Source organism: Photobacterium proteolyticum (assembly GCF_001939735.1).
Lineage (GTDB): Bacteria > Pseudomonadota > Gammaproteobacteria > Enterobacterales > Vibrionaceae > Photobacterium > Photobacterium proteolyticum.
Window position 1 is genome coordinate 55,451 of record NZ_MJIL01000095.1, and the last position, 26,529, is coordinate 81,979.

The 26,529-nt window shown below is 46.5% G+C and carries 22 protein-coding genes; 11 read left to right on the forward strand and 11 right to left on the reverse strand.

Annotation, left to right across the window (positions count from 1 at the left end):
• The first annotated feature begins 140 nt into the window (after positions 1-140).
• Both BIT28_RS23640 and BIT28_RS23645 read left to right on the forward strand, forming a co-directional pair.
• Positions 141-632 (forward strand): rhomboid family intramembrane serine protease, encoded by a 492-nt coding sequence (locus BIT28_RS23640; protein ID WP_245823871.1) that lies wholly within the window; start codon positions 141-143, stop codon positions 630-632.
• Positions 633-677: 45 nt separating this feature from the next.
• Positions 678-1,016, forward strand: coding sequence for a DUF1840 domain-containing protein (locus tag BIT28_RS23645; protein WP_075767414.1), 339 nt, complete (start codon positions 678-680; stop codon positions 1,014-1,016).
• Positions 1,017-1,041: 25 nt separating this feature from the next.
• Here the strand turns inward: BIT28_RS23645 and BIT28_RS23650 are convergent, their stop codons facing one another.
• The 5 genes from BIT28_RS23650 to BIT28_RS23670 form a co-directional block, all read right to left on the reverse strand.
• Complete coding sequence (locus tag BIT28_RS23650; RefSeq protein ID WP_075767415.1) at positions 1,042-1,683, reverse strand: DJ-1/PfpI family protein; 642 nt, start codon at positions 1,681-1,683, stop codon at positions 1,042-1,044.
• 109 nt (positions 1,684-1,792) lie between these two features.
• Positions 1,793-3,328, reverse strand: coding sequence for a YfcC family protein (locus BIT28_RS23655; RefSeq protein ID WP_075767416.1), 1,536 nt, complete (start codon positions 3,326-3,328; stop codon positions 1,793-1,795).
• Positions 3,329-3,679: 351 nt separating this feature from the next.
• Complete coding sequence (locus BIT28_RS23660; RefSeq protein WP_075767417.1) at positions 3,680-5,590, reverse strand: bifunctional metallophosphatase/5'-nucleotidase; 1,911 nt, start codon at positions 5,588-5,590, stop codon at positions 3,680-3,682.
• A gap of 322 nt (positions 5,591-5,912) precedes the next feature.
• Positions 5,913-6,263 (reverse strand): putative quinol monooxygenase, encoded by a 351-nt coding sequence (locus BIT28_RS23665; protein ID WP_075767418.1) that lies wholly within the window; start codon positions 6,261-6,263, stop codon positions 5,913-5,915.
• A 73-nt stretch (positions 6,264-6,336) separates the two neighbouring features.
• Positions 6,337-6,885, reverse strand: a complete 549-nt coding sequence (locus tag BIT28_RS23670; RefSeq protein ID WP_075767419.1) for a hypothetical protein — start codon at positions 6,883-6,885, stop codon at positions 6,337-6,339.
• Between the two features lie 306 nt (positions 6,886-7,191).
• On the opposite strand from BIT28_RS23670, the gene BIT28_RS23675 reads away from it, so the two are divergent.
• The 3 genes from BIT28_RS23675 to BIT28_RS23685 are packed head-to-tail and all read left to right on the forward strand — an operon-like array spanning position 7,192 to position 10,963.
• A complete protein-coding gene (locus tag BIT28_RS23675) occupies positions 7,192-8,547 on the forward strand; it encodes a TackOD1 domain-containing metal-binding protein (protein WP_075767420.1) in 1,356 nt (451 codons plus the stop codon).
• Complete coding sequence (locus BIT28_RS23680; RefSeq protein WP_075767421.1) at positions 8,544-9,917, forward strand: glycosyltransferase family 2 protein; 1,374 nt, start codon at positions 8,544-8,546, stop codon at positions 9,915-9,917. The genes BIT28_RS23675 and BIT28_RS23680 overlap by 4 nt, the downstream gene beginning before the upstream one ends.
• Complete coding sequence (locus BIT28_RS23685) at positions 9,914-10,963, forward strand: HlyD family secretion protein (protein ID WP_075767422.1); 1,050 nt, start codon at positions 9,914-9,916, stop codon at positions 10,961-10,963. The genes BIT28_RS23680 and BIT28_RS23685 overlap by 4 nt, the downstream gene beginning before the upstream one ends.
• Here the strand turns inward: BIT28_RS23685 and BIT28_RS23690 are convergent.
• Positions 10,960-11,388 (reverse strand): MarR family winged helix-turn-helix transcriptional regulator, encoded by a 429-nt coding sequence (locus BIT28_RS23690; protein ID WP_075767423.1) that lies wholly within the window; start codon positions 11,386-11,388, stop codon positions 10,960-10,962. The genes BIT28_RS23685 and BIT28_RS23690 overlap by 4 nt on opposite strands.
• A gap of 226 nt (positions 11,389-11,614) precedes the next feature.
• Here BIT28_RS23690 and BIT28_RS23695 point away from each other — a divergent pair, with 226 nt between their 5' ends.
• A complete protein-coding gene (locus BIT28_RS23695) occupies positions 11,615-12,076 on the forward strand; it encodes a hypothetical protein (protein ID WP_075767424.1) in 462 nt (153 codons plus the stop codon).
• On the opposite strand, the gene BIT28_RS23700 is transcribed toward BIT28_RS23695, so the two are convergent.
• Together BIT28_RS23700 and BIT28_RS23705 are read right to left on the reverse strand one after the other, a co-directional pair.
• Positions 12,060-13,121, reverse strand: coding sequence for an endonuclease/exonuclease/phosphatase family protein (locus tag BIT28_RS23700; RefSeq protein WP_217696664.1), 1,062 nt, complete (start codon positions 13,119-13,121; stop codon positions 12,060-12,062). The two genes, BIT28_RS23695 and BIT28_RS23700, sit on opposite strands and share 17 nt — an antisense overlap.
• 162 nt (positions 13,122-13,283) lie before the next feature.
• Positions 13,284-14,552, reverse strand: coding sequence for an O-acetylhomoserine aminocarboxypropyltransferase/cysteine synthase family protein (locus BIT28_RS23705; RefSeq protein ID WP_075767425.1), 1,269 nt, complete (start codon positions 14,550-14,552; stop codon positions 13,284-13,286).
• A 449-nt stretch (positions 14,553-15,001) separates the two neighbouring features.
• Here BIT28_RS23705 and BIT28_RS23710 point away from each other — a divergent pair, with 449 nt between their 5' ends.
• The 3 genes from BIT28_RS23710 (at position 15,002) to BIT28_RS23720 (ending at position 17,018) form a co-directional block, all read left to right on the forward strand.
• Positions 15,002-15,631, forward strand: a complete 630-nt coding sequence (locus tag BIT28_RS23710; protein WP_075767426.1) for a LysE family translocator — start codon at positions 15,002-15,004, stop codon at positions 15,629-15,631.
• A gap of 108 nt (positions 15,632-15,739) precedes the next feature.
• Positions 15,740-16,174, forward strand: coding sequence for an outer membrane lipoprotein (locus tag BIT28_RS23715; protein ID WP_089153717.1), 435 nt, complete (start codon positions 15,740-15,742; stop codon positions 16,172-16,174).
• A gap of 181 nt (positions 16,175-16,355) precedes the next feature.
• Positions 16,356-17,018: an alpha/beta hydrolase gene (locus tag BIT28_RS23720; protein WP_075767427.1), complete on the forward strand. Its 663-nt coding sequence runs from the start codon at positions 16,356-16,358 to the stop codon at positions 17,016-17,018.
• 116 nt (positions 17,019-17,134) lie between these two features.
• Here the strand turns inward: BIT28_RS23720 and BIT28_RS23725 are convergent, their stop codons facing one another.
• The gene (locus BIT28_RS23725) at positions 17,135-17,515 is read right to left on the reverse strand and encodes a PH domain-containing protein (RefSeq protein ID WP_075767428.1); all 381 of its coding nucleotides are present in this window, start codon (positions 17,513-17,515) and stop codon (positions 17,135-17,137) included.
• 43 nt (positions 17,516-17,558) lie between these two features.
• Entirely contained in the window at positions 17,559-18,185 is a 627-nt protein-coding gene (locus BIT28_RS23730; protein WP_075767429.1) for a 3'-5' exonuclease, read from the reverse strand.
• Positions 18,186-18,565: 380 nt separating this feature from the next.
• Between BIT28_RS23730 and BIT28_RS23735 the strand changes: the two genes are divergently transcribed.
• Positions 18,566-21,688: an ImpA family metalloprotease gene (locus tag BIT28_RS23735; protein ID WP_217696665.1), complete on the forward strand. Its 3,123-nt coding sequence runs from the start codon at positions 18,566-18,568 to the stop codon at positions 21,686-21,688.
• Positions 21,689-21,881: 193 nt separating this feature from the next.
• A complete protein-coding gene (locus tag BIT28_RS23740; RefSeq protein WP_075767431.1) occupies positions 21,882-24,740 on the forward strand; it encodes a M16 family metallopeptidase in 2,859 nt (952 codons plus the stop codon).
• 112 nt (positions 24,741-24,852) lie between these two features.
• On the opposite strand, the gene BIT28_RS23745 is transcribed toward BIT28_RS23740, so the two are convergent.
• Positions 24,853-26,394 carry a PTS transporter subunit EIIC gene (locus BIT28_RS23745; RefSeq protein ID WP_075767432.1) on the reverse strand — a complete coding sequence of 514 codons (1,542 nt, stop codon included), beginning with the start codon at positions 26,392-26,394 and terminating at the stop codon, positions 24,853-24,855.
• Positions 26,395-26,529 lie beyond the last annotated feature (135 nt).

Genomic DNA, 26,529 nt, shown 5'->3' on the forward strand with positions numbered 1-26,529 from the left:
TTCACTGAATCAGATAGAAAAACGCCTTATACTAACAGTATGAAACTTTTGAGGGCGAGCTGTTGAGACAAAGTGATAAAGACTCACTAATACTGATTGGCTTCATTTGTTTGTTCACCACTGCGATACATATTGCCAATGTGTTTTTTCGTGGACAGTTGAATGATTACGGGCTATTGCCGAGGCATTTTAGTCACTTCACCGGTATTGTTGCTTATCCGTTCCTACATGGCTCATGGGCCCACCTCATAAGTAATTTGGTTTCCTTCTCGGTATTGGGTTACTTAGTATCTCGCTCGGGTTTAGCCCGCTTGATAGCAGTGTTTATGATCAGTTGGGCCGGGAGCGGTGTCGGGGTTTGGATTTTTGGCCGGATGCATTTTCATGTCGGTCTCAGCGGTATTATTTATGGTTTGTGGGCTTATTTGCTGGTCTACGCCGTTATGTACCGCAGTCTTAAATCAATAGCAATTGCAGTCATTGTGATGTTTTTATATGGCTCAATGGTGTGGGGGTTCATCCCGGCTCATAGCTGGGTCAGCTATGAAAGCCATTTCTTTGGTGCAGTGGCGGGCGTTTTGGCAGGCTATATTTTTGCTCGACGTGATAAACAACGGGAACTCGTAACCTAGTAGGGTGCTTGGTAATAAAACGATAGATTAAATATTGGAGCGAATATGTTAGTGACTTTTAGTTGCAAGGTGAGCGGCAACGTTGTCATGTTTGGCGATGTAGCTAAACAAATGCTGAGAATGATGGGACAGTGCGAGAATATTCCCGGTGCGATTGACGCTGAGCATATTTCGCTGGCGCTTTCTAATCTGCAGCAGGCGGCGAGCAGAATACATCAGCTAGAACTTGATTCCCGGGAGAACGGAGAATTACAGGATCGGGAGGTCGACGCGTGTGATGAGCAAGATGTAGAGCCTGTGATTAGCCTGAACACACGTGCCTTGCCTCTTATCGACATGCTGAAAGCGGCAGAAAAAGAGCAATGCTACATCATGTGGGAGTAACAGTCTGCATCGTAATATCACTGTACTAATGAACAACATGCAGGGGAGCGAAAGGGTCATCACTGGGATCATTGATCCAGATGTATTCAGCCTCTATCGCGGTTTTACGAGCGGTCTCCTCATCGAGTAGCTGTGCGATTACTGCCAGAGAGAGATCGATGCCTGCCGAGACACCGGATGAAGTAAACACCCTGCCGTCTTTAACCCAGCGGGCAACGGGATACCAGTTGATATCGCTGCCAATACCGGTAACCCAACGATAACGCTTTTTGTTTGTTGTGGCTGCTTTATCTTTTAGTATGCCAGCCTGCGCAAGCAAAGCAGCCCCTGTTCCGACCGAGCAAATGTAACTGGCATTGCTGCTCTGCTGCTGGAGCCAGTCAATGAGTAATGTATTGGTTATTGCCTGTTCTACGCCCTCACCGCCGGGAACCCATAAAATATCTGTTTTATGGGAGTTATAGATACTGAAATCAGCAACTAGTTTGGGACCTTGTCGACTGGCTACCGGGCGACCTGACTGCGAGACGAACTGAATGTCAAAATGCTCGGGCAGGGTGCCAAACATTTCAAGCGGGCCGGAGACCTCCAGCAAATCAAATTGGTCATAGAGCAATACCGTGATTGTAAATTGCGGTATAGATGGGACAGACTGGCTTTCTGACATAGTTATCCAATGAAATAAACGCTCGGTAGTTAAAGCATAGTGAATATATTATGACTCACTCTCAATCCAAAAGTATGAATTGAGAGTGATAGATGATGTTGAGGTGGGATTAAATATAAACGCTGATTAACAAGGTAGCGGCTGCCATCGCAACGAGAATGCCCAGTAGCGGCATAACAAACCGCAACCATTTATCGAAGGTGACATTCACCATGGCTAGTGAAGCGAGTACCAAACCGGTAGGCGTAATAAAGGCCATGAGCCCCATGCCGAATTGGTATGAGCTGACAATGTTGTCACGCGGAATCCCGACCACATCGGCCAATGGTGCCATGATAGGCATCGACAGCACTGCCAAACCTGATGAAGAAGGTACAAAGAACGATACGCCTGCGAACAGGAACATCATCACTACAATGAAGAGGCCTTTATCCATCCCCTCAACCATAGAGGCGCTGGCATGCAGAATAGAGTCACTGATCATGCCGCCATCCATCAATACCGTTACACCTCGGGCAATTGCGATAATGAGTGCGACACCTAGTAAGTCATTGGCACCCTGAATAAACTCGCAGACAAACTCTTTTTCCGGGATCCGGTCAACCAGGGCAATAATGATGGCAGAAACAAAGAACAAGGTGGTCATTTCTTCAAACCACCAGCCGAGGCTGGATACACCGTATACCATAATGAAGAAGGTACTGGCGAACAGAGTCAGAATAATTGAGTGACGTTTTTCCAGCTTAGTCGCCGATGCGTTGGTATCGATGTTTTTAAGGAAACGTTCTTCAATTTCTTTTTTCTGGTTATAGATCAGAGATTGGGTTGGATCTGCTTTTACCTTTTGTGCATAGCGGATGATATACACCATGCAGACAATGGTACCGGCAATTAACAATGCCATACGTGAGCCCAAGCCCAGGGTCCAGTTGATACCGGCTGCGTTCGAAGCAATGATGGTACTGAACGGGTTAACCGTCGAGCACATTGTGCCTATAGAAGAGCCAAGATAAATCGCGGCAAGGGCCACAATAGCGTCATAGCCAGCGGCAATAAAAATGGGAACGAGAATAGGGTAGAAGGCAATTGTTTCTTCGGCCATACCAAAGCTTGTACCGCCCAGGGCTATTAAGGCTGTCACTATTACAATTAGCCATTTTTCCCGCCCTGTCATGACTTGTGACAGGCGGTTGATACCGGAGCCAAATGCACCAGAGTGATTGACGATACCGATAAAGCCACCAATCACAAGAACAAAGAACACGACATCAATAGACTGATACATGCCTTGAATCGGTGCCTGGAATAAATCCATGATCCCTTGCGGGTTAGGATCGACAGTGGTGTAGGAGTTAGGTATACCCACTGGCTTATAAATATCACCATTGACGAATTTTTCCAGGTCAGCCTTAATGCCGACACTGTCTAATGTTTCCTGTGTCGCGGGCAGTGTCTCTGTCTGGCCATCCGCATAGGTGATCATAAAACTATCACCTTCGTAGGACAGCTTGTTGTAGACACCGGCATCGACAAACCAAGTCAGCATTGCCACCAGCGCGGCAACGCAAAACAGTACTGTATATGCGGAAGGAAAGCTGAGCTTTTTCTTTGTCGGTCTGTCGACAGTAGTTCCATCGGTACTCATAACAACCCCTTTGTTAATTAGACTAGAATTTGAATGGTCAACCTAGTTTCTTCTGTGGATATAATTGTGAATTCTGGATAGTTGAACTGCTTTGATTGTCTATTTTTGGGATTTTATTGTAAGTTTGTATTAAAAAACGGCCAAATATCACAATTAGATTATTTCGTGTGCTAGGTGCTAAAAAATTTGAGACTGCGAGCAAACTTTAAATACCTGTCGGCATTGAGACAGGGGATGTAATGAACTGACTTGAAAGTGAAAAGTTGATGTGGGGGGCGATTGTTGATTGAGAAGTGAGCACAAAAAAACCTCCGTTTTCACGGAGGCTTTGCAAGCATGATTTTACTTGTCTTAGGCTTTATTTAGAGCTTTGGCAATAATAAGTTCCCGCTCAATCTGCTCTTTAGCGGCCGCTTCAGTGCTACTGTTTAGCTTTTGCTCCATTTGGGCAACATAACGCTTGAATTCATCATTAGTCGTAAAAATCTTATCTTTTACGTTAATGGATGCCGTATTGGTATAGCGGCCATTCTTGCTGCTCGGCACTGAAATTTTACCTTCGTTGATAAGCGCCTTAACAATGTTGCGTTCTTTCTCAAAGCCTTCCAGTCCGCTCAGTGCCCAACGGTGCATTGGCTTGCCTTCGTACTTGCCGTTCTTCACTTCGGTCAGATAGCGGATGGTCAGGTTACGAATTGTGCCAGCGTCTTCACCGTATTCTTCTTCAGTATCGAACAGTACCGGGAAATCACGTCCTTCAAGTACACCGCCTGCTTTGGTGAGGTGTCCCATGCGGTAGCTATTCATACCGATACGAATAGGCGTGCTATCAGTGATTATGTTGCCATCGCTAAACTTCAGAGATTTGATTCGTTGACCCGCAGGTTCTGTTAGGTCAATGGTGTAAGTAACACCGGCAAAGAAGTCATTGGTTGAATATTTTGATGAACGGCGCTCAGGGTTAAAGCTGTAGGTAACATCACCTTCTTTAACGCTATTAAAGTAACCGGCAGACCATTCCATGTAGGTCTTTAGCTCTTTGCCCGTCATCTCATAAACCGTGATCTCGCCACCGGCGTATTGGTAGTTGTAGGCAATATCTTTTGCCTTGATTTTGCCTACATCCAGTTCTGCATTGTCGTTATCGATCTGCAGAGCTATAACATTGGCCTTAGGCGCATAGTACATGCTGGCTTCCTGGAAAAGTGTACTGATGCCTGTATCCTGAATGTGAACCTGAGGAATTCCCTTGATTTCATTCTCTGGCACCAGATCAACACCGGAAAGTTCAGCAATTACACGGTTTGCATTTTCACGCAGGCGCTTATGGTAAGGCGCATACAACTCTTCCATTTTTTCGTCGGAAGCTGTGCCTTTAATTTTGTAGGTGTAGCTGTCTTTGTTCACCAGTGTGAATTGGCCATTTCTTTCTTCGAACTGCAGATCGACACGGGAAAGGGCACGGCCGTATTTGTCCGGCTCGGTGATAATGACGCCGTTAATTGTAACCTTATCAATTCGGGTATGCATGTGACCGGCTACGATAGCATCGAGTTCCGGATTGACGTTGGCAATGTCACGGACACCGGTTGCTTCGATGTTATTTTCATTGTCGATACCCATATGCGCGACAAGCACAATAGCATCGACTTTGTCGTCAATCTGCTTGATGATTTTTTTCACTTCGAGCGCCGGATTGGTAAACGTCACGCCTTGAAGACGGTTCGTGCCTTCGGCAAAGACTTGTGTCATTGGTGTATCCATACCAATGAAACCGATTTTAACACCTTGCTTTTCTATAATTTTGTATGCAGGCAGGAACGGGTTGCCATCAGGACGCTTGATGTTACCGCCCAGCGACGTGCCTTTAAACTGAGTCAATGAACGATTAAGTACATTAAGACCGAAGTCGAATTCGTGGTTGCCCAGTACCCAAATATCATAGTCCATTTCGTTGAAGCCCAGCATCATAGGGTCAACCGGTTCGTCTTTGAACGTCTCGACGAAGTTACCTTGGATAGTGTCGCCGGCATCAACCAGGACCACATTGTCCTGTTTTTCACGGATTGATTTTACCTTGGTAGCAATCTGACTCAGGCTACCGCGCATATTGAGTTTGTCGCTGGCGTAGTCCCATGGCATAAAGTGGCCGTGAATATCTGAAGTACCAAGAATAGTGACATCAACGATGTCTCCATCTGCGGCAAAGGCCTGACCGGCAAGTGAGAGGCAGATAGCAGAGGCTAAGATATGTTTTTTCATCATTTAACTTATTATTGTCATTAAAGTTTAGGATGATGATTCTAAATCTAATACTTAGGGGCTAGAGTGATGGAGATCGCTAAAGTTATGCAATGCGTATCTGTGTTTTATAAACTTGTGAGCGCTATCGCACATCACCTGATTGAATAATGACTAATCTGTCATTTAAGGCTCTTTTAGGATGAGGGGAGAGCTAGGATAGTGATGCTTGACGCGGTTAGTGATTTGAAATGAAGTTAGTGGTGAGGAACAAGAAACCTTGCGGAAAGAATCGGTTAGGACAACTCACGTTGAAGAAAAGTAAGTTGTCCAGACAAGGTGCTTAGCCTAGTTTAGGTGCATCGTAGTTGCTTGGCTCATCGGAATAAACACAGACATTCCATTTTTCGGCAGCCCCTGTTTCGGCTTCACAGTGCTGGGCAAAAAAGCTCTGAATTTCTTCGCGCTGGCAGTGGGCCTCGAAGGCCGCCATATCGGCCCATATCTCATTGAAAGCTATCGGGAATGACTCTCCGGGAGCGAAATTGCTCGGAATGTGGCGCGTAACAACATATTGGATACAGCCATCTTCTCGCAGGGTGTTTGGCTCTAAGGCTTGCAGGGCCTGGAACAGTTCCTGTTCGCGCCCGGCCTTGGGCTGGAACTGGGCAATACAATAGACTTTCTTAGACATCGTTGATTTCCTTATCATTTATGAATTGCAGTGCTTGCCAGTAAGTCTGAAAAGGGACATAGCAATAATAGACTTAAAACGGATATCGTACCGAGAAAGCAAGCGTCTGATCGTTAACACCTTTAATTCGCCACTCTGCCCCCATAGAAAAAGCATCGCCGGTATGAAGGCGTGCATAGAGACTAAAGATGGTTATATCTTCCTCCGCTGCAATTACGCCAACCTTTCCGCCAGTTTCAAGCTGGGGCATTATCCAGGCAGATAAGCCGAAGTTTAGCTCAGAAGCCAGGCGCCCCATCGATTTATCATTTTCTTCATTCTTGAAGGACAGTAACTTGATTTGCCCGTTTAAGTCGGTGAACTGGTTAACGGCGGCATGGAAACCCAGTCCGGCACCGATTATCCAGTCATTTTCAAAATGACTCTCGGCCTCGGCAATCATATGGGCATTGGGATGAATTTCCTGGCTACCAGCAATACCTAATCCCCCGGGGCTTAACGGCACGCGAACTTCAAAGTAGTTGTAGGGGAAGTTGGCGGCGGCGTTCGCTGCGGAGCTCAGGCCGGAAGCGGCAAGAATAACTGCGCTGCAAAGCAGTTTGGTAGGGGATAAGGCATTCATTGATCAGTGTCGTACTCTTTCATATTGAGATATCTGATTATGCCAAAACAAGCGAGCAGATAGCTATTAGAAACTTTCTAAAACATGCTAAAAATCATAATGTTGAGAATTTTAAACCATAATTTGCTCGAGCAATATCACTTTCTTCTCAGAACCGAACAAAAGATTTAGAGTAGATCCGGCCTAAACTGATAACACAACATATTGCCTTAAAAGGGTTTTATTCACTTGCATCTTTGGCGGTGGTCAAAAGAGTAAGCGTGGTTTGTTGCTTGAAGTTCTCATGACGTTAAGGCAGGTGTACCGATGGCTGAGTCAATAGATAAGCAGGCACGTATCCAGGTGATTGGCGACCCGATTGAAGAATTGCCGACAAGTATTGATCGTGTTGACCAATGGGATATCTACAAATACCCCTCTGTGTTGGTTAATGTCGAACCTGCCCGACAAGATGAGATTCTGCTGAAGATTCGCAGTGATGAGCTTCGCCGACTTCAGCCGGTATTTTGTGTATCGCGGAGTAAAATGTCGGACGTACTATCAGACGGGTATCTGGAACAAATGAGGCACAGGATCCCGTCAATTATTGAAAAACTCTCGTTATTGCACAAGACTCCTCATCCTGAGCCTCTGGATTTGCTGGCCTGGTATTGTTGGCCTCGTTCTCATTTTCACCTTACACCTGTGTGGTCTGCCATTTATCAAAAAGGCTATCGCTATCCTTTATTGGACTGCCTGGTCGGAATTGAGGCTAACCTCGCTCTGATGAGAGCAGTGGAGCACCATTTGCTGCTGCCCGGTAAACTCATTGATAGAATTCGTCTTTGTCGAAACTGCCAGAGCGGTCGCCTGAACTATGTCGATGTTTGCCCTGAATGTAATAGCATCGATATCCACCTCAAACCTGGGGTGCATTGCTTTGTATGTGGTTACGTCGATGATCAAGACGTATTTATCCAGTCGGGAGTGATGAAATGCCCTAAGTGCTCAACTAAGCTCCGGCATATTGGTGTCGACTATGACCGGCCCTTGGAGCGTTATAGCTGTTACTCCTGCTATATCCGCTTTATTGAGGCTGTCGTCAAAGCGCGTTGCCACGATTGCGGAGAAGTACAGTCACCTGATGATCTGACGGTTTCCACAATTAGCGAGTTTCAGGTCGGTAAACTGGCTCGTCAAATTGCCCTTGAAGGTTCGCATCTGCTCCACCTTCCTCTTGCCTGGGGGGCTCCTATTACGGTTGACCATTTACCGTGGCTATTACAGTGGACCAGCTCGAATCAGAACCGCTACGGCGGCGATAATACGGTGATGTTGATTTGGCTCTCGAATTTGTCGGAGGTAAAAATCGATCTCGGCCTGTTACGGGTTCAGGAGCGTCTCAAGGAGCTGGTCAAACGCATGCAGGGAATTTTCAGGGAAACAGATGTGGTGTGCCAGTATTCTGATGACATCTTAATTTTACTGTTACCGCACACCAGTGAGCGTGTCTGGGAAGCGCTCAGAGACAGAATTGCCAGTTTAAGTGAAGTCGAAGGCCTCGATAAGCTAGAGGTGGTTGTGCAGGTGCAGGCATTGCCTGTGCCGGAAGGAAAAAAAGCGGAAGACTGGCTGAAGGAATGGATATCAACCGTGACTCACTATGACGGTGATGTCTCATGAATGAATGGTGGTTTACCGTCCGTTACATCCTGACTGATTTTGCCGGAAATATTGCCAATACGCCACTGGTCATGGCGATGCTGCTGCCGATGTTACTGGCATTCGAGGTTCCTTTGATGATCCTGACTCTGAGCGGAGTATTGAAGTGGTTTTCCCGGCAGTATAAGGAAGAAGCATTAAAGCACTCCGGTGAGCAGCCTGTTGTCTCTTGTATAATCACCTGTTATTCCGAAGGAGAGGCGATCAGGGTGACGGTAGATACCTTGCGCGAACAGCTTTATCCTGGTCAGATTGAAATTATTGCCGTTATTGATGGTGCACAGCAAAATGCTCATACCTATCAGGTCGCTCGGGCTTGCCTGCATAACTTTGAAGGCTGTAAAAACCGGCAGTTGGTACTGTTGCCCAAGTGGCAGCGCGGTGGCCGGGTATCGACCTTAAATTCGGGACTGGCGGTTGCAAAGGGTGAGATTATCATCAATGTCGATGGTGATACATCCTTTGACAACAATATGGTTGACGAGATAGTGCGCTGTTTTGATGACCCTGATGTACCGGCTGTCGGCGGAGCACTGAGAGTCCGCAATACATACGATAGCCTGATAACCCGGATGCAGGCGTTTGAGTATATGATTTCGATGCATGGTGGTAAAACCGGGTTGAGTGAATGGAATTTAATTAATAATATCTCCGGTGCGTTTGGGGCGTTTCGGCGTAATTTTTTACGCAGCATTGGTGGCTGGGATACTCATACTGCCGAAGACCTCGATCTAACCGTCAGAATCAAGCACTACCTTCAACGCCATCCCGGAATGAAGATTGCTTTTGCCCCAAATGCGATTGGCCATACTGATGTACCGAACACCATCAAAACGCTTGGTCAGCAACGGCTTCGCTGGGACGGTGATCTGTTGTTCTTATATCTGCGTAAACACATCTTTTCGCTGACACCTAGAATTCTAGGCTGGAAGACGTTTATCTACACCTTGGTGTTTGGTATTGGACAGAATATTGTTTTGCCTTTGTTGGTTACCATTTATATGTGGTGGTTAGTTTTTTCCTATCCCTCGGAGTTTGTGGCAGCCATTATTATTGGGTTGTATCTAATCTATTGGGTATTTTCGATCATCAATTATCTGGTATTTGTTATTGCGGTTTCGGAGCGGCCGCTGAAAGATTTGAAAATCGCACTCTGGATAGTGTTATTCCCCATTTATACTTTTGCTGTCAGGATGTGGGCAGCAGTCGCTTTGCTAAACGAGATCTTCCGCAGTTCTCATGAGGAAAGTGGAATGGCGCCATGGTGGGTGCTTAAACGGGGTCATCGCTTTCGCTGGTGGCAGGGGCGCACTGGCAAGAGGTCTCGATGAAGGTTACGTTCAACTCTCCCAAGCAGCAGGACGCCGCCAAAGAAGAAGGCGTCAGGGTGCCTTATGCGCCTGCTAAGCGGGTTGCATTCAATCTCCGTTGGTATTTTATACTGATACTGACATTCAGCCCCGTTGCCTTTTTGCTCTGGTATGTTGGCCGCGATTGGGTGATTACAACCGCGCCCGGCATCGTGACAACAGAGCCCCAGCTCGTGGTTGCCAGTGGTGAAGGGCAAATTGACGAAGTCTATGCGGTAATCGGGCAAGAGGTTGAGCAAGGAACACCTTTAATGAGGGTGACATCACCATTGCTTCGGGCGGGGATTGCTGAACGGCGTTATCAGCTCTCACAGCTGAAATTTGACTGGCGGCGTTATAATCAGGCCAAAATGGCAGCCCTTGACGAAGAGATCCGTATTGCTAAGGAAGGGGCGGAAAACCAAGAGACGGTGTTTAAAGAGTACGCCAAGTACAAAAAGCAGAACTTGGTTTCGAGTGCCGATTTTGCCGCTGTTTTGCAAATTCGCACTCAGTCTCAGTTGATCTACCAGCAGGCGCTGCAGCGCAAAGTAGACGAAATGAGGAAAATACAAGAACTAGTTTCTGCAGGGGCACAATCAATGGCGATGAACGAGCTGAAGCGAGATTTGGCTGAAATGGAAAGCCGGTTAACTCAGCTTCAACCTGTCGCTTTTAGCAATGGGCGAGTGGTTGATGTGTTGGTGAAACCCGGTGATTGGATTTTTGAAGAAACACCATTACTTCTTTTGGCGAGGGCCTATCAATATCAGGTCAATGCTTATGTGTTGCCGAAATATATTGAAAAAGTTCAGCAGGATGAGAAGGCTGTTATTCAGTTTTCGAGCGGCGAAGAACTCCGGGCCAGAGTCGGGCGGGAGGTAGAACTCGCCGATAAAATACCGCCTCAGTTGGCAGGCCCCTTTGAAGGCCACAAAAGTATGCTGAAGGTGAAGCTGATTCTGGAAGAGCCCATTCCCGACAAACTGAAAATTGAAGGTTTGCCGGTCATGGTAAAGTTCAATTAGACATCGTCAACCATCTTCTTAAGCAGAGTGATCAGGACTTTTTGTTCATCGCTATCAAGAGATGACAACATCATGTTATTGACAGCAACTGGAATTGGTATCAATTCGTCTTTAAGCGCTCTGCCTTTGTCGGTAAGGTAAATCCTGAAAGAGCGACGGCTGCTAGGGTCATCGCGCCTTTCAACCAGCCCGAGTTTTTCCAATTTGTCTAAAGTTCTTGTGGTCGTTGAGCTTTCTACCTTGGACTTTTTTGCAATATCACGTTGAGTGACACCTTCTTCTTCCCACAAACACATTAAGGTTGGCCAGAGGGCGATAGAAAGCCCATGCTTTTTTAATTCGGTATCAAAGGTTTTAGCGGCTTTATTGGCAACAACATTTATTAGCCAGCCAAAACTTTCTTGTCGATCAAAGGTTGTACTCATGAGGATCTTTTAGTTAATTCAATCGCTTTGGGCACTATAAGGGAAGTGCGTACGTCTTTTCAATCTGTATATGCTGATTTGACCTTCTTACGAGGCTATCAGGAAGGTCCCTGGCTTTTATAATTATTCTCCTGTTGCGAGGTCATTGTCGATTGTTTACACTGCAATCATTGCGTGCGCAATGATTTCAGTGTAATCTAAATGAAAGGAATAAAGGAAAGCAATTATGAAAACTAGCACTTTGAAGAAAGTACATAAATGCGCGGCGGTTTGCGCCTTCCTGCTAATCGCGACATTTTTTACCAGTACTGTTGTGGCCGAACTATGGGGAGATTTAGCTATTGTCACCCAGGTTAAGCAAAGTATCCTGGCTTGTGTGTTGTTACTTGTTCTTGCCATGATGGCAACAGGCATCTCGGCGAAGAAGCTCTATAAGGCAAAGGCCAAAGGAGTCTTTGCCAAGAAAGAGTTGCGTATGAAAATTGCTGCCACCAACGGCGTTATTATTTTGATTCCAGCCGCGTACTTTCTTGCGACATGGTCTGCTATCGGCCAGTTTGACCAAGTGTTCTGGACAGTACAAATCATCGAACTTGTTGCTGGCTTTACCAATGCTGTGTTAATCGGATTGAATATTCGTGATGGTATTCGGTTAGGAAGAACACGTCCGACTACGAACGCAGTGTAAGGCTTACCGTAATCACGGCGTGATCGGTACTTTGGCTGTCCCGCTCGAAAATTGGGTTAATCAAGTGCCGATCATAAGTATGATAGTTGCTAACTTCCGCCAGGCTTTCTTGGTACTTTGCATCAAACTCGCAAGATAGCAGAATGTAATCCAACACCGAGCCCTTAGTGCCGAAATAATGGCTGTAGGGGCGCTGTAGTTGTGTCGGCTCATCGTGCTCTGATGTTTGGCTGGCTGCCTGAAATAATGTCCAGCTGTCGTTGAGTTGATAGGGGGTTAACAGGTGGTTAATGCTGTCTTGATTGCGTCTTCGTACATGATGGGTCAGAAGATGCTGGAGCACACCATCTTGCAAGTTGTCATTGAAATCCCCCATTAGCAAGATTGGGTTTCCTGATTGCGCCCTTTGCTCGATGATTGCTGCCAGTAATAGCGCGGCCTCTGAGCCTCGCTGAATGGCTGAAGCCCAGCTCCCTGTTATTTCGGCTGTAAGGGCTTCTACAGCATAGCGACTACTGTCAACTGGTGTGTCGATTTCACTGTCGCCGGGGCGCTTGGATTTGAAGTGCACAACATAACAATCGCATGGACCAAAATGGGGAATATCGATTGTTGCCCTTATCGGTTGACGGCTGAATTGAAAGTCACCCTGTAACCCCATCGATTTTGCCAGTTCAGCGTTTGGCTTAACGGGTGATGTTGCATTTATCGGGTAGCGAGAAGCAATTGCTACAACCGGGCTCTGATAGATGTAATCATCAACGAGCTCAGCTTCATCTATCACGGTAAAGTACGGGTATCCTTGCTCCTTAACTAACAATTGCAATGATTCAGGGCTAAAGACTTCCTGAAAGCCAATGATGTCCGGCTGCTGCTCAATCAGGTAGTTGTTGATCCAGTCTTGCTTTTTCTGCCATTGATCCAGGCTGTAGATATTTTCGAAATCATAGAAGGCATAAGGTGGTTCAAGATAGTTGCATAAATTGAAGGTCGCCACTTTGATGGTGTCAGAGTGAGGAACAGATGAGCAGGCTTTGTGTGACAAAATAGGGCATCTCTGTGTGGAGTATACACAGGCATTATAACAGGCTTGTTATACGTTTAGCTTGCTCTTGAAAAATATGGCCCCAAAAAACATGTGGCCGCTAAAGTATTAGCAGCCACATAGTGGGTATGTTGCAGGTGTTTAAACTCTTCTCTTAAGCCATTAAGCGCTCAGGGCCTGTTCCAGATCTGCAAGAATATCTTCGATATGCTCGATGCCTACCGAGAGACGGATCATCTCCGGGCTCACCCCGGCTTGACGCTGTTCTTCTTCGCTCAGTTGGCGGTGAGTGGTTGATGCTGGGTGACAAGCCAGTGATTTGGCATCACCAATGTTTACCAGGCGTTTGAAGATTTTAAGGCTGTCATAAAAGCGAACACCTGCCTCGTAACCGTCTTTCAGTCCGAACGATAAAATGGCTGAGGGTTTACCTGCCATGTATTTCTCCGCCAGCGGATAATACGGCGAATCAGGCAGGCCGGCATAGCTAACCCAGCTTACTTTGTCATGATTCTTCAGGAACTCGGCGACTTTAAGTGCATTTTCAGTGTGGCGCTCCATTCGCAGAGGCAGGGTTTCCAACCCTTGGATCAGCATGAATGCATTCATCGGAGACAGGGCCGAACCGGTATTACGAAGAGGTACGGTACGAGCGCGGCCGATAAACGCGGCATCACCAAAGGCTTCGGTATAGACCACACCATGATATGAAGGCTCAGGTTGGTTAAACACCGGGAAGCGATCTTTGTGCTCCGTCCATGGGAATTTACCGGAGTCGACTATAACGCCGCCAAGGGTTGTGCCGTGACCACCAACGTATTTGGTCAGGGAGTGCACCACAATATCAGCACCAAACTGAATAGGTTTACACAGGACAGGCGTGGCAACTGTGTTGTCGACAATAACCGGCACACCTTGTGCGTGAGCCAGTTCGGCAATGCGTTCAATATCGACAATGTTGCCGGCGGGGTTACCGATACTTTCGCAGTAAACGGCTTTGGTATTGTCATCAATCAATTCTGCCAGGCTTTCAGGGCTATCATCTTTGGCAAATCGTACTTCGATACCTTGTTTCGGCAGCATATGGGCAAACAGGGTGTAGGTGCCGCCATATAGCTGGGGAGTCGAAATAATGTTATCGCCAGCTTCTGCCAAAGCGAGAATGGCATAGTTAATTGCTGCACTACCAGCACTGACAACAAGGCCGGCAATGCCGCCTTCCAGCGCAGCCATACGTTGTTCAAGTACATCGTTAGTCGGGTTCATGATTCGGGTATAAATATTACCCGGTACTTCAAGGTTGAACAGATCTGCACCGTGCTGAGCATCATCAAATTCATAGGCCACGGTTTGATAAATAGGTGTCGCAACAGACTTGGTTGTCGGGTCGGTTTCGTATCCGTAGTGTATCGATAGCGTTTCGTCTTTCATTTTTCTTCCTTGATTGAAACTGGAGGAAATACCGTTGGTATTATCATTAATCAGTATGTCAAAGGACGTTGCTAAAAACTATAGCTATGATTTTTAACGGGTTTGTTCGAAATAATGTTCGAGATAAATGATTGTAGCCAGCACATCATTTTTAGGTCTTTTAAAGAACTGGTGTTTTAGTGCGTCTTTAATATGGACAACCATGCGGTGATCAAGCCCGGTTTAACATTTTTTGCAGGTTGTAACGGTGACTTGAAAGTATTTGGGGCTACTTCTGTGAAGTGGGTTTGAGCATCATTGTCATTGGTGAGAACTGACGGGTAACAGTGTGAAATGACTCGTAATTAATTTTGTAAGCATGTAACTAAAGGTTAAAGGGTTTTATTGTTTATTGAGTTTGGTTATATCGAAAAAAGAGATGAGTTATTTAGCGTTAATAAGGAAATTGAATGTCTGACTATGGTTTTTGGTTGTTGTTTTTTTCGACGGCACTTGCATTGAATATCGCCCCGGGGCCAGATCTGTTTTACATCCTCACCAAAACCATAGCCAGTGGTAAAAAAGTGGGCATAGCCTCTGCGCTTGGAGTGTGTACTGGGGCTTTGTTTCACGTATTTGCCGCCGCCGTTGGGCTGTCGGCTGTATTGGCTTCATCAGCATTCGCTTTTACTGTAGTGAAGTATATAGGCGCAGGTTATTTACTCTATTTAGCCTGGCAATCATTCTCGTCATCCGGATCTTTGCTGAATCTCAACGCAAAACGCGCGCCGAAAGAAACGCTAATAGCTGCTTTTAAGCAGGGCGTACTGGTGGATATTCTCAACCCTAAGGTTGCTATCTTTTTTATGGCCTTTCTTCCTCAGTTTGTCCGCGAGGGACATGGTCCCCTAACGTTGCAACTCATGTATTTAGGGCTGTTGGTTATCGCGGTCGCCATTGTTGTTGAGGTTATCTATGTAATGGCTGCTTCAATGCTGACGCATAAGCTGAGAAATAACCAACGATTCAGTCAGTGGCTTGATCGTTTCGTAGGAACAGTCTTCGTTGTGTTGGGAATAAAGTTAGTTGCCGACAGCTAGTGCTGCTGTGAATAAAGAGCTGTAGATACATCTTGCTATACTTATGGCATCGAAATGATGTTTTGTCGGGCAGGTGATGATGTGAAGAGTTTCTACGCTGTTGTATTGATGCTTTCGATGTTCGGGTTCACTGGTTGTTCCAACAATCCTTACGGTGACTCGTATGGTGTTGCCGATACGCGGACAATCCAACAAGTGCGATATGGGACCATTATGAAAACTGAGCCGGTCAGCATTGAAGGCGAAGGGCAGGTTGTCGGTGCCATAGCCGGTGCTGCTGTTGGTGGTATTCTTGGTTCGAAAATCGGCGGGGGATCAGGTTCTGATATCGCAGCAATCGGTGGTGGTGTACTGGGTGGTGTGGCTGGTAGCAAAGCGGCCGAAGGGGTTTCCCGACGAGACGGTGTTAATCTGACCATCAAGATGGATGATGGTGAAACCATTGCGATCGTTCAGGAGGTCAACCCGAGCATGATCTTTCAGGTAGGGCAAAGAGTTAGGGTGAACATTGACGGAAACACGGCTCGGGTGGTGCCTGAATAGCTCGTTCACATAGTCGTATAACCGTTAAGTGATCAACAGAACCACTGTAATTTACGCAGTGGTTTTTTGTTATTCGTCATAGAGGTAGTGCCCGCTTTACGAACGAGGTGGTAAAAATGTTTCTATTCGGTGTAAGGTGAAGACACCTATCTATCAGAACTATCTAACAGACCGATTAAACATGACTTATTTATCGTGTGTTGAAGTAGAGCCAAGTGTTGAACCGACTGCTGCCGTGATTTGGCTTCATGGCCTCGGTTCCAATGGCCATGACTTCGAGGCTATTTTGCCTGAGCTGAACTTACCGCTAGATGCACCAGTTCGTTTTATCTTTCCTCATTCGCCATCGCTAGCCGTTACCATCAATGGCGGTATGGTCATGCCTGCCTGGTACGACATTCTGGAAATGGGGGCCGGACGTAAACTTAATACTGAGCAGCTTTTGGATTCAGCCAAAAGAGTGACTGACTTAATTGAACGCGAGATGGAGCGTGGTATTGATAGTGAGCGTATATTGGTTGCTGGCTTTTCACAAGGCGGTGCTGTTGCGTATCATGCAGCTCTGAGTTATCAGCACAAACTTGCTGGCCTTCTTGCTCTCTCTACCTATTTCCCGACGTCAGGCATTATCACAATTAGCGAAGCGAACAGGCAGATACCATTAGAGGTGATGCACGGCAGCTATGATCCCGTGGTATTGCCAACCATGGGTGAGGACGCTGTCAGTGACTTGCTGGCTGCTGGTTGTAAACCAAACTGGCGGACATATCCGATGGAGCACCAGGTTTGTATGCCTCAGATCCGTGATATTTCGGCCTGGCTACAAGATGTTCTGAAGTTGTAGATTCTGAATCGAGATATAACAAGCGAGTAAGTTGAATCTTACAGCACTAAAAAGCCACGCATCCGTGGCTTTTTGTTTCAATGTTCGAGTCGTATCTCAAGGCGATATAAGTTTACTTACTTGCCAGCAATTTTAGCCGCTAGTAGTCCCTGCATCGCGTAGACATTGGTTTTACCGTTAAATTCCAGAGCAATAGGCTCAGATTGACCAGAAATCCACAGTTTTAGCTCTGCATCTAGATCGAAATGGCCTGTCGTTTCGACTGTATACATAGTGATAGATTTAAAAGGTACCGAACGGTATTCTACTTTTTTGCCTGTCATGCCTTGCTTATCAATCAAGATCAAACGACGATCTGTCAGAACAATCATGTCTCGAATTAACTTGTAGGCAAGCTCAATCTGCTCATCGGCACCGAGTATGGTGGCAAGCTCTTCCGTTGCCTCTTCGTTACTCATTTCGCCGGCATTACCTAATAGTGCGTCGAATAGTCCCATCTTTATTCCTTATTGGTTTTATCAAAATGCATAGATGAAGTTGTCAGCAGGCTTGTTTTCTCAGGTAAGCAGTAACCGACGCTTTTGCTGTCCGGGAGAGCTTTTGCATCACTGAAAATTCAGGCATGGTGATCCGGTGATCTGATTTTAAATCTTCCAGCATTAATAGCCACAGTTTGGCCGTCATTTCTGAATCTGCCAGTGCTCTGTGGAAGACGCCGTCGTTGTCGATATCTTTATAGGCAACCAGCGATCCGAGCTTATGGTTTGGTGCCTGCTGGTACAAACGGCGAGCAATGAGCATGGAGCAGGCAAACTGCCCATCGTAGCTTCTGCCTATGCTATCGAGTTCGGCATCGAGAAAGCGCTGATCAAAGGAAGCGTTATGAGCAACAAGGTTATACCCGGCAATAAAATCGGCAAACTGATCCATTACTTCGTCACAGGCTGGTGCATGTTGCAGCATTTGGTTGGTGATACCGGTATAGCCTGCAATAAAGCTGCTGACTTTGAAGCCGGGGTTCATGAGCTGCTGGAAGCGGTCGACAATGATGCCGTTGTCTATTTTAACGGCACCTATTTCAATGGCACGATCGCCCATGTTCGGTGAGAGTCCGGTGGTTTCGAAGTCGAGGACGATAACAGTGTTGGCTGCCTGGGAGGTTGTCACGAAATAAGCCTTAGTCTGGCGATAAGAATGCCCTTATTGTAACTGTGCGCTTTGCTGAAGCCAATATAACCTTGTTTTTGTGTAATACTCATTCAGTTCTTAACCTATCCATTGCCGTGTAAAAAAGAGTCAATTCCCGCATTTATTGAATCAAGCCGATGAATGTTTCAGTCTGTATTTCAAATGTTTTGACAGATTTGCCCATCTGCTGTATCAAACTGAGCAATAGCACTAGTTTGCTAATATTAACCAATAATAAGAAGAGGTTCTTGATGAGGCACGCTCAGTCTTATCAGCGTATAGCTGTTCTGGGAAGTATTTGCTTGTTAACAGCTTGCAACGGAGGCGGTGAAGGTAGCAGTAGCAGTAGCAGTCCCGTTGTGAAGCCATTAGAGGCGGCCAAGTACGAGTTAAAGTCGGTCAGCTCTTCGGGGGGAAGCATTCTTCCGCAGAATGTTTCTGTTGTATCAGGGCAAAGCTATCACTTTACGATAACACCCGAGCCGGGGTTTACCGTACATTCTGTTACCGGGTGTAATGGGGTGCTTAACGGGCGGCAATATACTACGTCCGCGATTACAGCCGACTGTAAAATTACCGCTTCATTTGTAACCAATGCGCAGGCGGCAATCAACAACGAAGACCATCAGTTAGCTTCGGCTGCTGAACTGATTCAGTTTGCCCAGAATCACATTGAAAACATCCAGCAAGAACGCAGTGCCTTGCTGGATGTATTGTATCAGGGGGTAGGTACATCGATATCATGGCACCCAAGCCATGACAGTATTACGTTTTCTAGCTTCATGCCGGAAAACACATTCCTGGTGCTACGTTCAAACCAAAAAGAAAGCGGAACGCCCTCTTCCGAGGGGCTGGTTTATGCCGGTCATCAAGGGGAACACCGCTACGCCGCGATGAGCGCCAGTATGTTCTCGGTTGATACTTCAACAGCAACCGACCAACTTTTGAAGAACTTGGTTAATTGGTTGACAAAAAACAGTGATCCGCAGCGATCCCTGTCTATTGTGACAACGCATGTCTCGAGTAAAGCCGACAGCTGGTATTTCCCACATAATGAAGGCATCCGTACCTGGCTTAACAATCACTTTCCTAGCCAGCATGTGATTAATGTTGAGAACAGTTGCGATTACGAAGCGTTGTCGATTTGTATTGATGAGCAGCAGCCTGATCTTATCATCCTGAGTGATATTGACCGGGCAAATCGTGGCTATGCGGGCGTTAGTGCGGCTTTCGAGAAGGCCAAGCGGTTGCACATTCCGTTACTGGTACTGAACTATTGGCGCAATGAAAGCCCAATGGCGGCACCTGTATATCGTTATATGGGATTGAACACGGCCGGGAATTACTGGAGCGAGCATCTGGCTAGCAACTTGGCTGTTGATGACATTAAAGCTGCTGATCCTCAGCTGTTGGCAGCGAGCACTTTATTGACCAAGCTCGATGCGGGTCAGTTTGATATGGCGTCATTGGATCAGTGCAATAAAAACTTTATCAATTGCTCTGAAGCTGATTTTCTGGCTGAATTCAAAACTGGTGCCGATTGGTTCCGCAATGGCGCTATCGCGTTAGACAGCAATAATATCAAAGCATTTGATACCGATAACTTCCCGCTAATGCGTGCCGGTTTGTTGCTGGCAGACAAGTATCGTGCTGCGATTGACTATCCGATTGCTCAAGACAGCCCTTCTGATTGGCAGCAAGCCATGTTTGCGGACTGGACGGTCAGTTATGCCCGTGAAAACAACATTGCTCAACCTGACTTGGGAGAGTATGTCACTGATAAGTCGAATGTCGCTAAAGGTAGCAAGGCTCACTATGCCTATCCTGAGACAATTCAGGAGGGCCGGGTAGTGAAAGTGCCTTATTCCGGACAATGGACGACAACGGGTTGGTATGCGTTACCGGGGAAAAAGATCACGGTTACGCGAACTGATAATAGCGACGCCACGCTGGAAATTAAGCTCAATTACCACCGTAGCAATACTAACAGGGTGTTCAGTACAAAAGTGTACCGTGGGCCATTGGAACTCAACCAGCAACGTATAAAGGTAAGAGGCGCTGAAACCGTAACGTTCTCTACCCCTTATGGTGGGCCGATTTATGCGTATCTCGAGGGTAGTGCGACACCAGTTGAAGTGAGCCTGAATATAATCGGTGTTACTAAGCACCCGGCAATCATGGACTTTAGCGACCCGGGTGAAATTACGCGCTTTAATCAGCTGATTGAAAACACAGAGCTGCCGCATGTGGATTTACGTACTGATGGCGCGGAGCAGCACCTTCGCCGCGATCGTTTTCTTGGTGCCCTTGGCGCTGAGATCCCTTCCGTAACGGCGTTGTTAAAGTCAATTCAAGACGACCATATCAACAGCGTCTACACCTTGGCCGGGTATAAGATTCAAGGTAAAACGCTTGAAGAATCATTGCCAGACGATGTAAAAACGCTATGCAGTAATTTATATGGCAATACTGATTGTTTTAACTCTGACTTGCATACTCGCAAGATTATCCAGCATGCTAATTACGATCAGAATGCCCAGTGCGGCAGCGGTTGTAGTGGTAACCCTTGGGATGCCTCATGGACTATTTCGCCAACAGGTTGGGGAGACAATCATGAGTTGGGGCATAACCTACAAACTAAGCGGCTGAATGTGCATTATGCGGAAGCTGCTGATATCGAAGACTGGACAAAATACAGTTCTCGGGCAGGTGAAAACTCAAACAATATCTTCCCATACTATGTGAAATGGAAGTCTCACTACCAACGTGACGGTAATACCACGACGTTGACGGATGGGCATATGAACCATAAAGATCTTTTTTATGTTTTCATGTCTGATGCTGCCGAAATCAAAAATAGTGCAAACGAGCGTGTTGTACTAGGGAGAAAGTGTACGGTGATGGATGCCGGACATGATCGTTTCACTGTACCATGGAAAAGCAATGCGTATGCGACCCATAACGGCTATCGTATGGCGTTTTATATCCAGATGGCGCTTCGCACTGATCAGCAAGTGATGAGTACCGGCGACAGGCTAGATAATGGCTTCAACCTGTTTACTTTGTTGTACCTCCACAGTCGTATTTTTGGTCAGTATGCTGCCAATGAAACGGATTGGCTCAATAACCGAGAAAGACTTGGCTTTAGTTTGTTCCCTTATAGTGGTGACAGCACTTATGGCGGTAAAACAGTTGCGTCAGTGCCTGGTAACGACTTTATGCTGGTATCGCTCAGCAAGGCAACCAATCAGGATTGGCGTCCATATTTCGATATGTTCGGGTTACGCTATACCAGTTTGGCGGCCAGCCAGGTGAACGCTAACGCCAAGGGAGGTGCGGTAAACATGGGAATGTATGTACTTGAAGATGATCTGCCTTCAGCATCAATGAGTGCTGGGTTGCCATTTTTAGATTTGTCTTTGAGTAATGCAGCGACTCTATGGCCGAGAGATAACTCATCGCCAGTTGGCTGTTCGTTGTAGCACTTCATAAGGCAGTGAAAAGCAGGGTATCTTTGCCATTCTGAGTTCAAACGGCTCCTAATTTAGGAGCCGTTTTTTTATTCCGTGATTTCAGCTGAACCTATTAATTTGCATCAGAAAAAATCATATCAGGCACTTATATATATGCGTATTATGGTAAACGGATTGAATATAATGGGTTGAGTGTCTTTTTATGGAAAGAAAAAAGGTAGTTAGATGCTGGGGGGCTATTGTTGCTTCTCTAATGCTAGTGGCTTGTAATCAAGTGCCAGACTCGCAACCACTTGCTGAAGATAGCCTGTGGCAACAAGGGCAACTTAACAATGGATTGAGGTACCATTTATTGCCCGTTAGCGGAAAACCTGTTTCATTGCGATTACTGGTTCATACAGGTGCGGTAGATGAAACACCAGCGCAGGCTGGGTATGCGCACTTTCTTGAGCATATGGCTTTTTTAGGCAGTGACGGTTTTGATGCCGGAAAAGTTGAATCTTTGTTCATCGGTGCCGGTGTCACGTTTGGTGACGATCTGAACGCATTTACCTCGCATGATGTAACAAGTTATCAGATCGATCTGCCAAACGATAAGCGTATGGAAGACGCCATTATCTGGTTAAGCGATATCGCTACTGGAAAACTGACGTTGGATCCTGTTCTGCTTGAAAACGAAAAAGGCGCGGTATTAGGCGAATTCCGAACTCGCCATCGTGGCGATAAGCCTGCTGAGTTAAAGGCCTTTGAAGCCCTGCTCCAAGGCAGTCGTTATGAAGGTGTCGATGTGCTCGGCACTCAAGAGAGTGTTAAGAGCATAACCCGTGATGAGTTGCTGGCATTTTACCAGGCACATTACCTGCCACAGAATACTGAGCTGATTATTACCGGCGATATTGAGAACCAGAGTCTGGAGCCGATGATTGCTCGTTATTTCGAAAGAGCACGTTTTGCTGACGGGGAAGCCAGAGGCGACGTTGTAGCAGAAAACATCGCTATTGACTCTGGTGATGAAGGTATTGCGAACCTGACTGCTGAACCTTTATACCTCACAGGGGCAGCTGGCCAGCAAGCCGGAATGAGCCTTCTTATTGAATTGGGTGACAGTCAGGTAACAACAGACACCCAATACCAGACGGTCCTTCTTGAAGAAGCCGTGCTAAAGGCGATTAATCGTCGTTTGAATGACCGCCATATTGAAACCCAGTCACCATTGCTTGGTTCATATAGTTTTCCAACGCTTGTGATTAATCGTTACATTGGAGTGATAGGTATTGAGTTTGCCGAGTCTGATCGGTTGGTTGCACAGCAGTTCTTTGCCGAAGAGCTTGCCAGTTTACGGGAACACGGGATTGGTACTATTGAGTTCGAAGCTGTTAAGGATACATTTCTGAATGAGATTCAGAGCCTGGATACCCAGTGGTTGGGCAAAAAAGCGTTTGAGTATTCAGAGGATCGCCTTAACGCGCTCATTCAGGGAAAGACTCAGCAATCGAAAGAGGATGTTCGCAGTCAGTTACAGCATTTTGTCGAACACTTGGATCAAACAAAACTGAATGGTGCTATTGAGTTATACCTCAGTGCCGCAAATAATAAGCCCGTATTTGTCGTAACAAGGGGGGATAGTATCCGCAAAGCGGAAGTGACATTTGCCCAGTTCGCACAGCAATTTTCTGCAAAAGGCAAGACGCTGATTATGGCGTCTGCAGCGATGGATATTCCGATGCCTGAAAAGGGTGGTGAAATTACTTTCTACGAGGAGGTAGAGCCAACAACCCATCGTTGGACATTGGAAAATGGCATTGACGTATGGTTACGTCAGATGCCTGAAGCCGGTGACAGGGCCTACGTGTACTTGATGTCATCCGGTGGAATGGCGGCATTGCCACCTGAATTACGCTATGCGAGTACATTAGTCTCCCCGGTACTTGCACGTAGTGGGTTAGCGGGTGTTTCTGCCTCAAAACTTGAACAGTTGCTCGTTCGTCACAACACCTATATAGAACCACTATTATGGGAAACATCACATGGCCTATACAGTGAGACGGCCAAAGAGGAGTTGCCATTTGCACTCTCGGTGCTGCACCAGGCGATGACGGCTGTCAAAGTCGACGAGCAGTATTTTTCTGCTGTCCAGCAAGAGAGTGCTGTCAATCAGGAGAACTGGTTATCTTCTCCACTTGGTAGCTATGTTAACCAGGTAGTTGGAACGCTTTATCCTGCCGGTAGTACTTTGCAACCTCCTACAGTGAAGGATATCCAACAGGTGACTCCGGAGCAGGTACAGGCGGTTGTTGATACTTTGATGCACAATAAACGTAATTTCACCTTAGTTGTCAGTGCCGATATTGATGTCAGTGATTTCAACCGGATGCTAAGACGCTATGTCGCGGGCATTCCTTTTGAAGCTGAGTATGGGTCTGCTGAGATTGCCCCTGTCATAACGGACTATCGAACCAATCCAAAGGTGTCGACGGCATCTACGCAAGCTGCGGAAGCGGTAGATAATACGCTCACCTACCACGTACATTTATATTCTCAAGGACAGCCTAAAACAACCAGGGATAGATTCACGGCTGACTTATTAGGTCGGCTTTTAAATCAGCGTTATCGTGATGAGTTACGCAATACCCGAGGCTTAGGTTATGACCCGTCAGCGCAACTAATATGGTCTGATGGTAGTGGTGAGGCTCTGGTGATGTTTGGAGTCAATGCTGCGCCCGATAAGCTTGACGCCGTGCGAGCAAGCACTCGACAAGTACTGGAAAAGGCAAGAGCGGGCTTTACGGCGGAAGAGTTTGCGGTGGCGAAATCACAATTGGCGAAAGCGTTGACGCCGGGACTGACGAATCCGCAGGAACAGGCACGAATGCTCAGCAGTTACGTGCTGTTCGATGCTGATCCACTCGCTGTTATTTATCCGGATAATGTGTTGTCTACGCTAACCTTGAAAGAAGTCAATGCATTGTCTGAACGCCTGATAGGTGAGGATACTCAGCAGATGGAGTCGATGTTAACGCCTAAGAGGGTTTCTTCGAAGGTCGCTGATCCTGATGCTTGATTAGTGCATTAATTCGGTAATTCGACCACTATATAAAAAGGCCATCTTAACCGATGGCCTTTGCTCTTAGGGGGAGGGTGTTTCTTTTTAAATCTTTCTAACTAATAACAAGTTATAGGCTCAAGTACTCTTCTAGTTCGTTTTTGACAATAGTGACATGCGGGCCGTAAATCACTTGTACGCCATTTCCTTTCACAACAACCGCGATGGCTCCCGTTGTTTTTAGACCGTTCTCATCAACCTTTGTGGCGTCGTCCAATGTCAGTCGTAATCGTGTTGCGCAGCAATCAACATCTTTGATGTTAGTGGCCGTGCCCAAGTGTTTAACAATCTCAATGGCTCGTTCTGTGCCGGTAATATTGGCCACCTCAGCTTGTGATTCATCTTCTCGACCCAAGGTTTTCAGGTTGAACTTGGTGATCACAAAACGGAAAGAGAAGTAGTAAAGGAAGAACCATGCACAACCAATAACGGGTACTGCCATCCAGTTTGTTTTGGCCTGACCTTGTAATACACCGAACAGAATGAAGTCGATGAAGCCGCCTGAGAAAGTTTGACCGATAGTGATTTCAAACATGTGAGCGAACATGAAGGCGAAACCATCAAATACCGCATGGATTAAGTACAGCACTGGGGCAACGAACAAGAAGGAAAACTCCAGAGGCTCCGTGATGCCAGTAAGAAATGATGTCAAAGCTGCTGATAGCATCAGGCCGCTGACTCTTGCCTTATGTTCCGGCTTGGCACAGTGGTAGATAGCAAGTGCCGCGCCCATCAGTCCGAACATCATGGTGATAAAGCGTCCTGACATGAAGCGAGATGTGCCGATGAAGTATTGCTGAACTGATGGGTCAGCTAGCTGGGCAAAGAAAATGCGTTGCGTACCTTCGACCATCACACCGTTCACGACTTCCGTACCGCCCAGGGCTGTTGTCCAGAATGGAAGATAGAAGATATGGTGAAGACCAAACAAGCCCAGCATCCGAAGAATAAAGCCGTATAGTAGGGTGCCTATATAACCGGTTGTTTCAATTAATCCACCCATGCCAAAAATGCCAGCCTGAATCTTTGGCCATACCAGGTACATAACGGCACCTAAGATAATCGCAGAGAAGGCAGATACGATAGGCACAAAACGCGAGCCGCCGAAGAAGCCGAGGAATTTAGGTAGCTCGATACTGTTATATTTCGAGTGTAGAAAGCTGGCCATAATACCTACAATTACACCACCAAACACACCGGTATCCAGTGTTTGAATACCGAGAATCATGCCTTGGCCAACGGCACCCAAATTACCGGTTGCCAGGCTCCCTTGTAGCGATAGCATAGAACCAATTGTTGCGTTCATCACCAAGTAAGCTAGCAAAGCGGCAAGTCCGGCTGTTCCTTTATCGCTTCGCGCCAAACCAACGGCGACACCCACTGCAAAGAGTACGGGTAGATTACCGAATACAATAGCACCTGCAGCAGTCATGATGGTGAATATTGCCTGCAATGCAGCAACATCTAAAAATGGGTACGCGACTAAGGTGTTTGGGTTTGAAAGTGCCCCGCCTATACCAAGTAGTAAGCCGGCAGCCGGAAGCACAGCGATCGGAAGCATAAAAGACTTTCCGAACTTTTGCGCAGCAGCAAAGAATGTAGAACCTGTCATGAGAGTGTAACTCCATACGTTTTTTCGTTATGGAGTATAATTTCACTCTCGGTTGTGATGATCCATCATGAATGAATCAATTTATGATATGGTTCACGAAAATATGTGCTTGAAGAAGGGGTGTTACATTCTAGG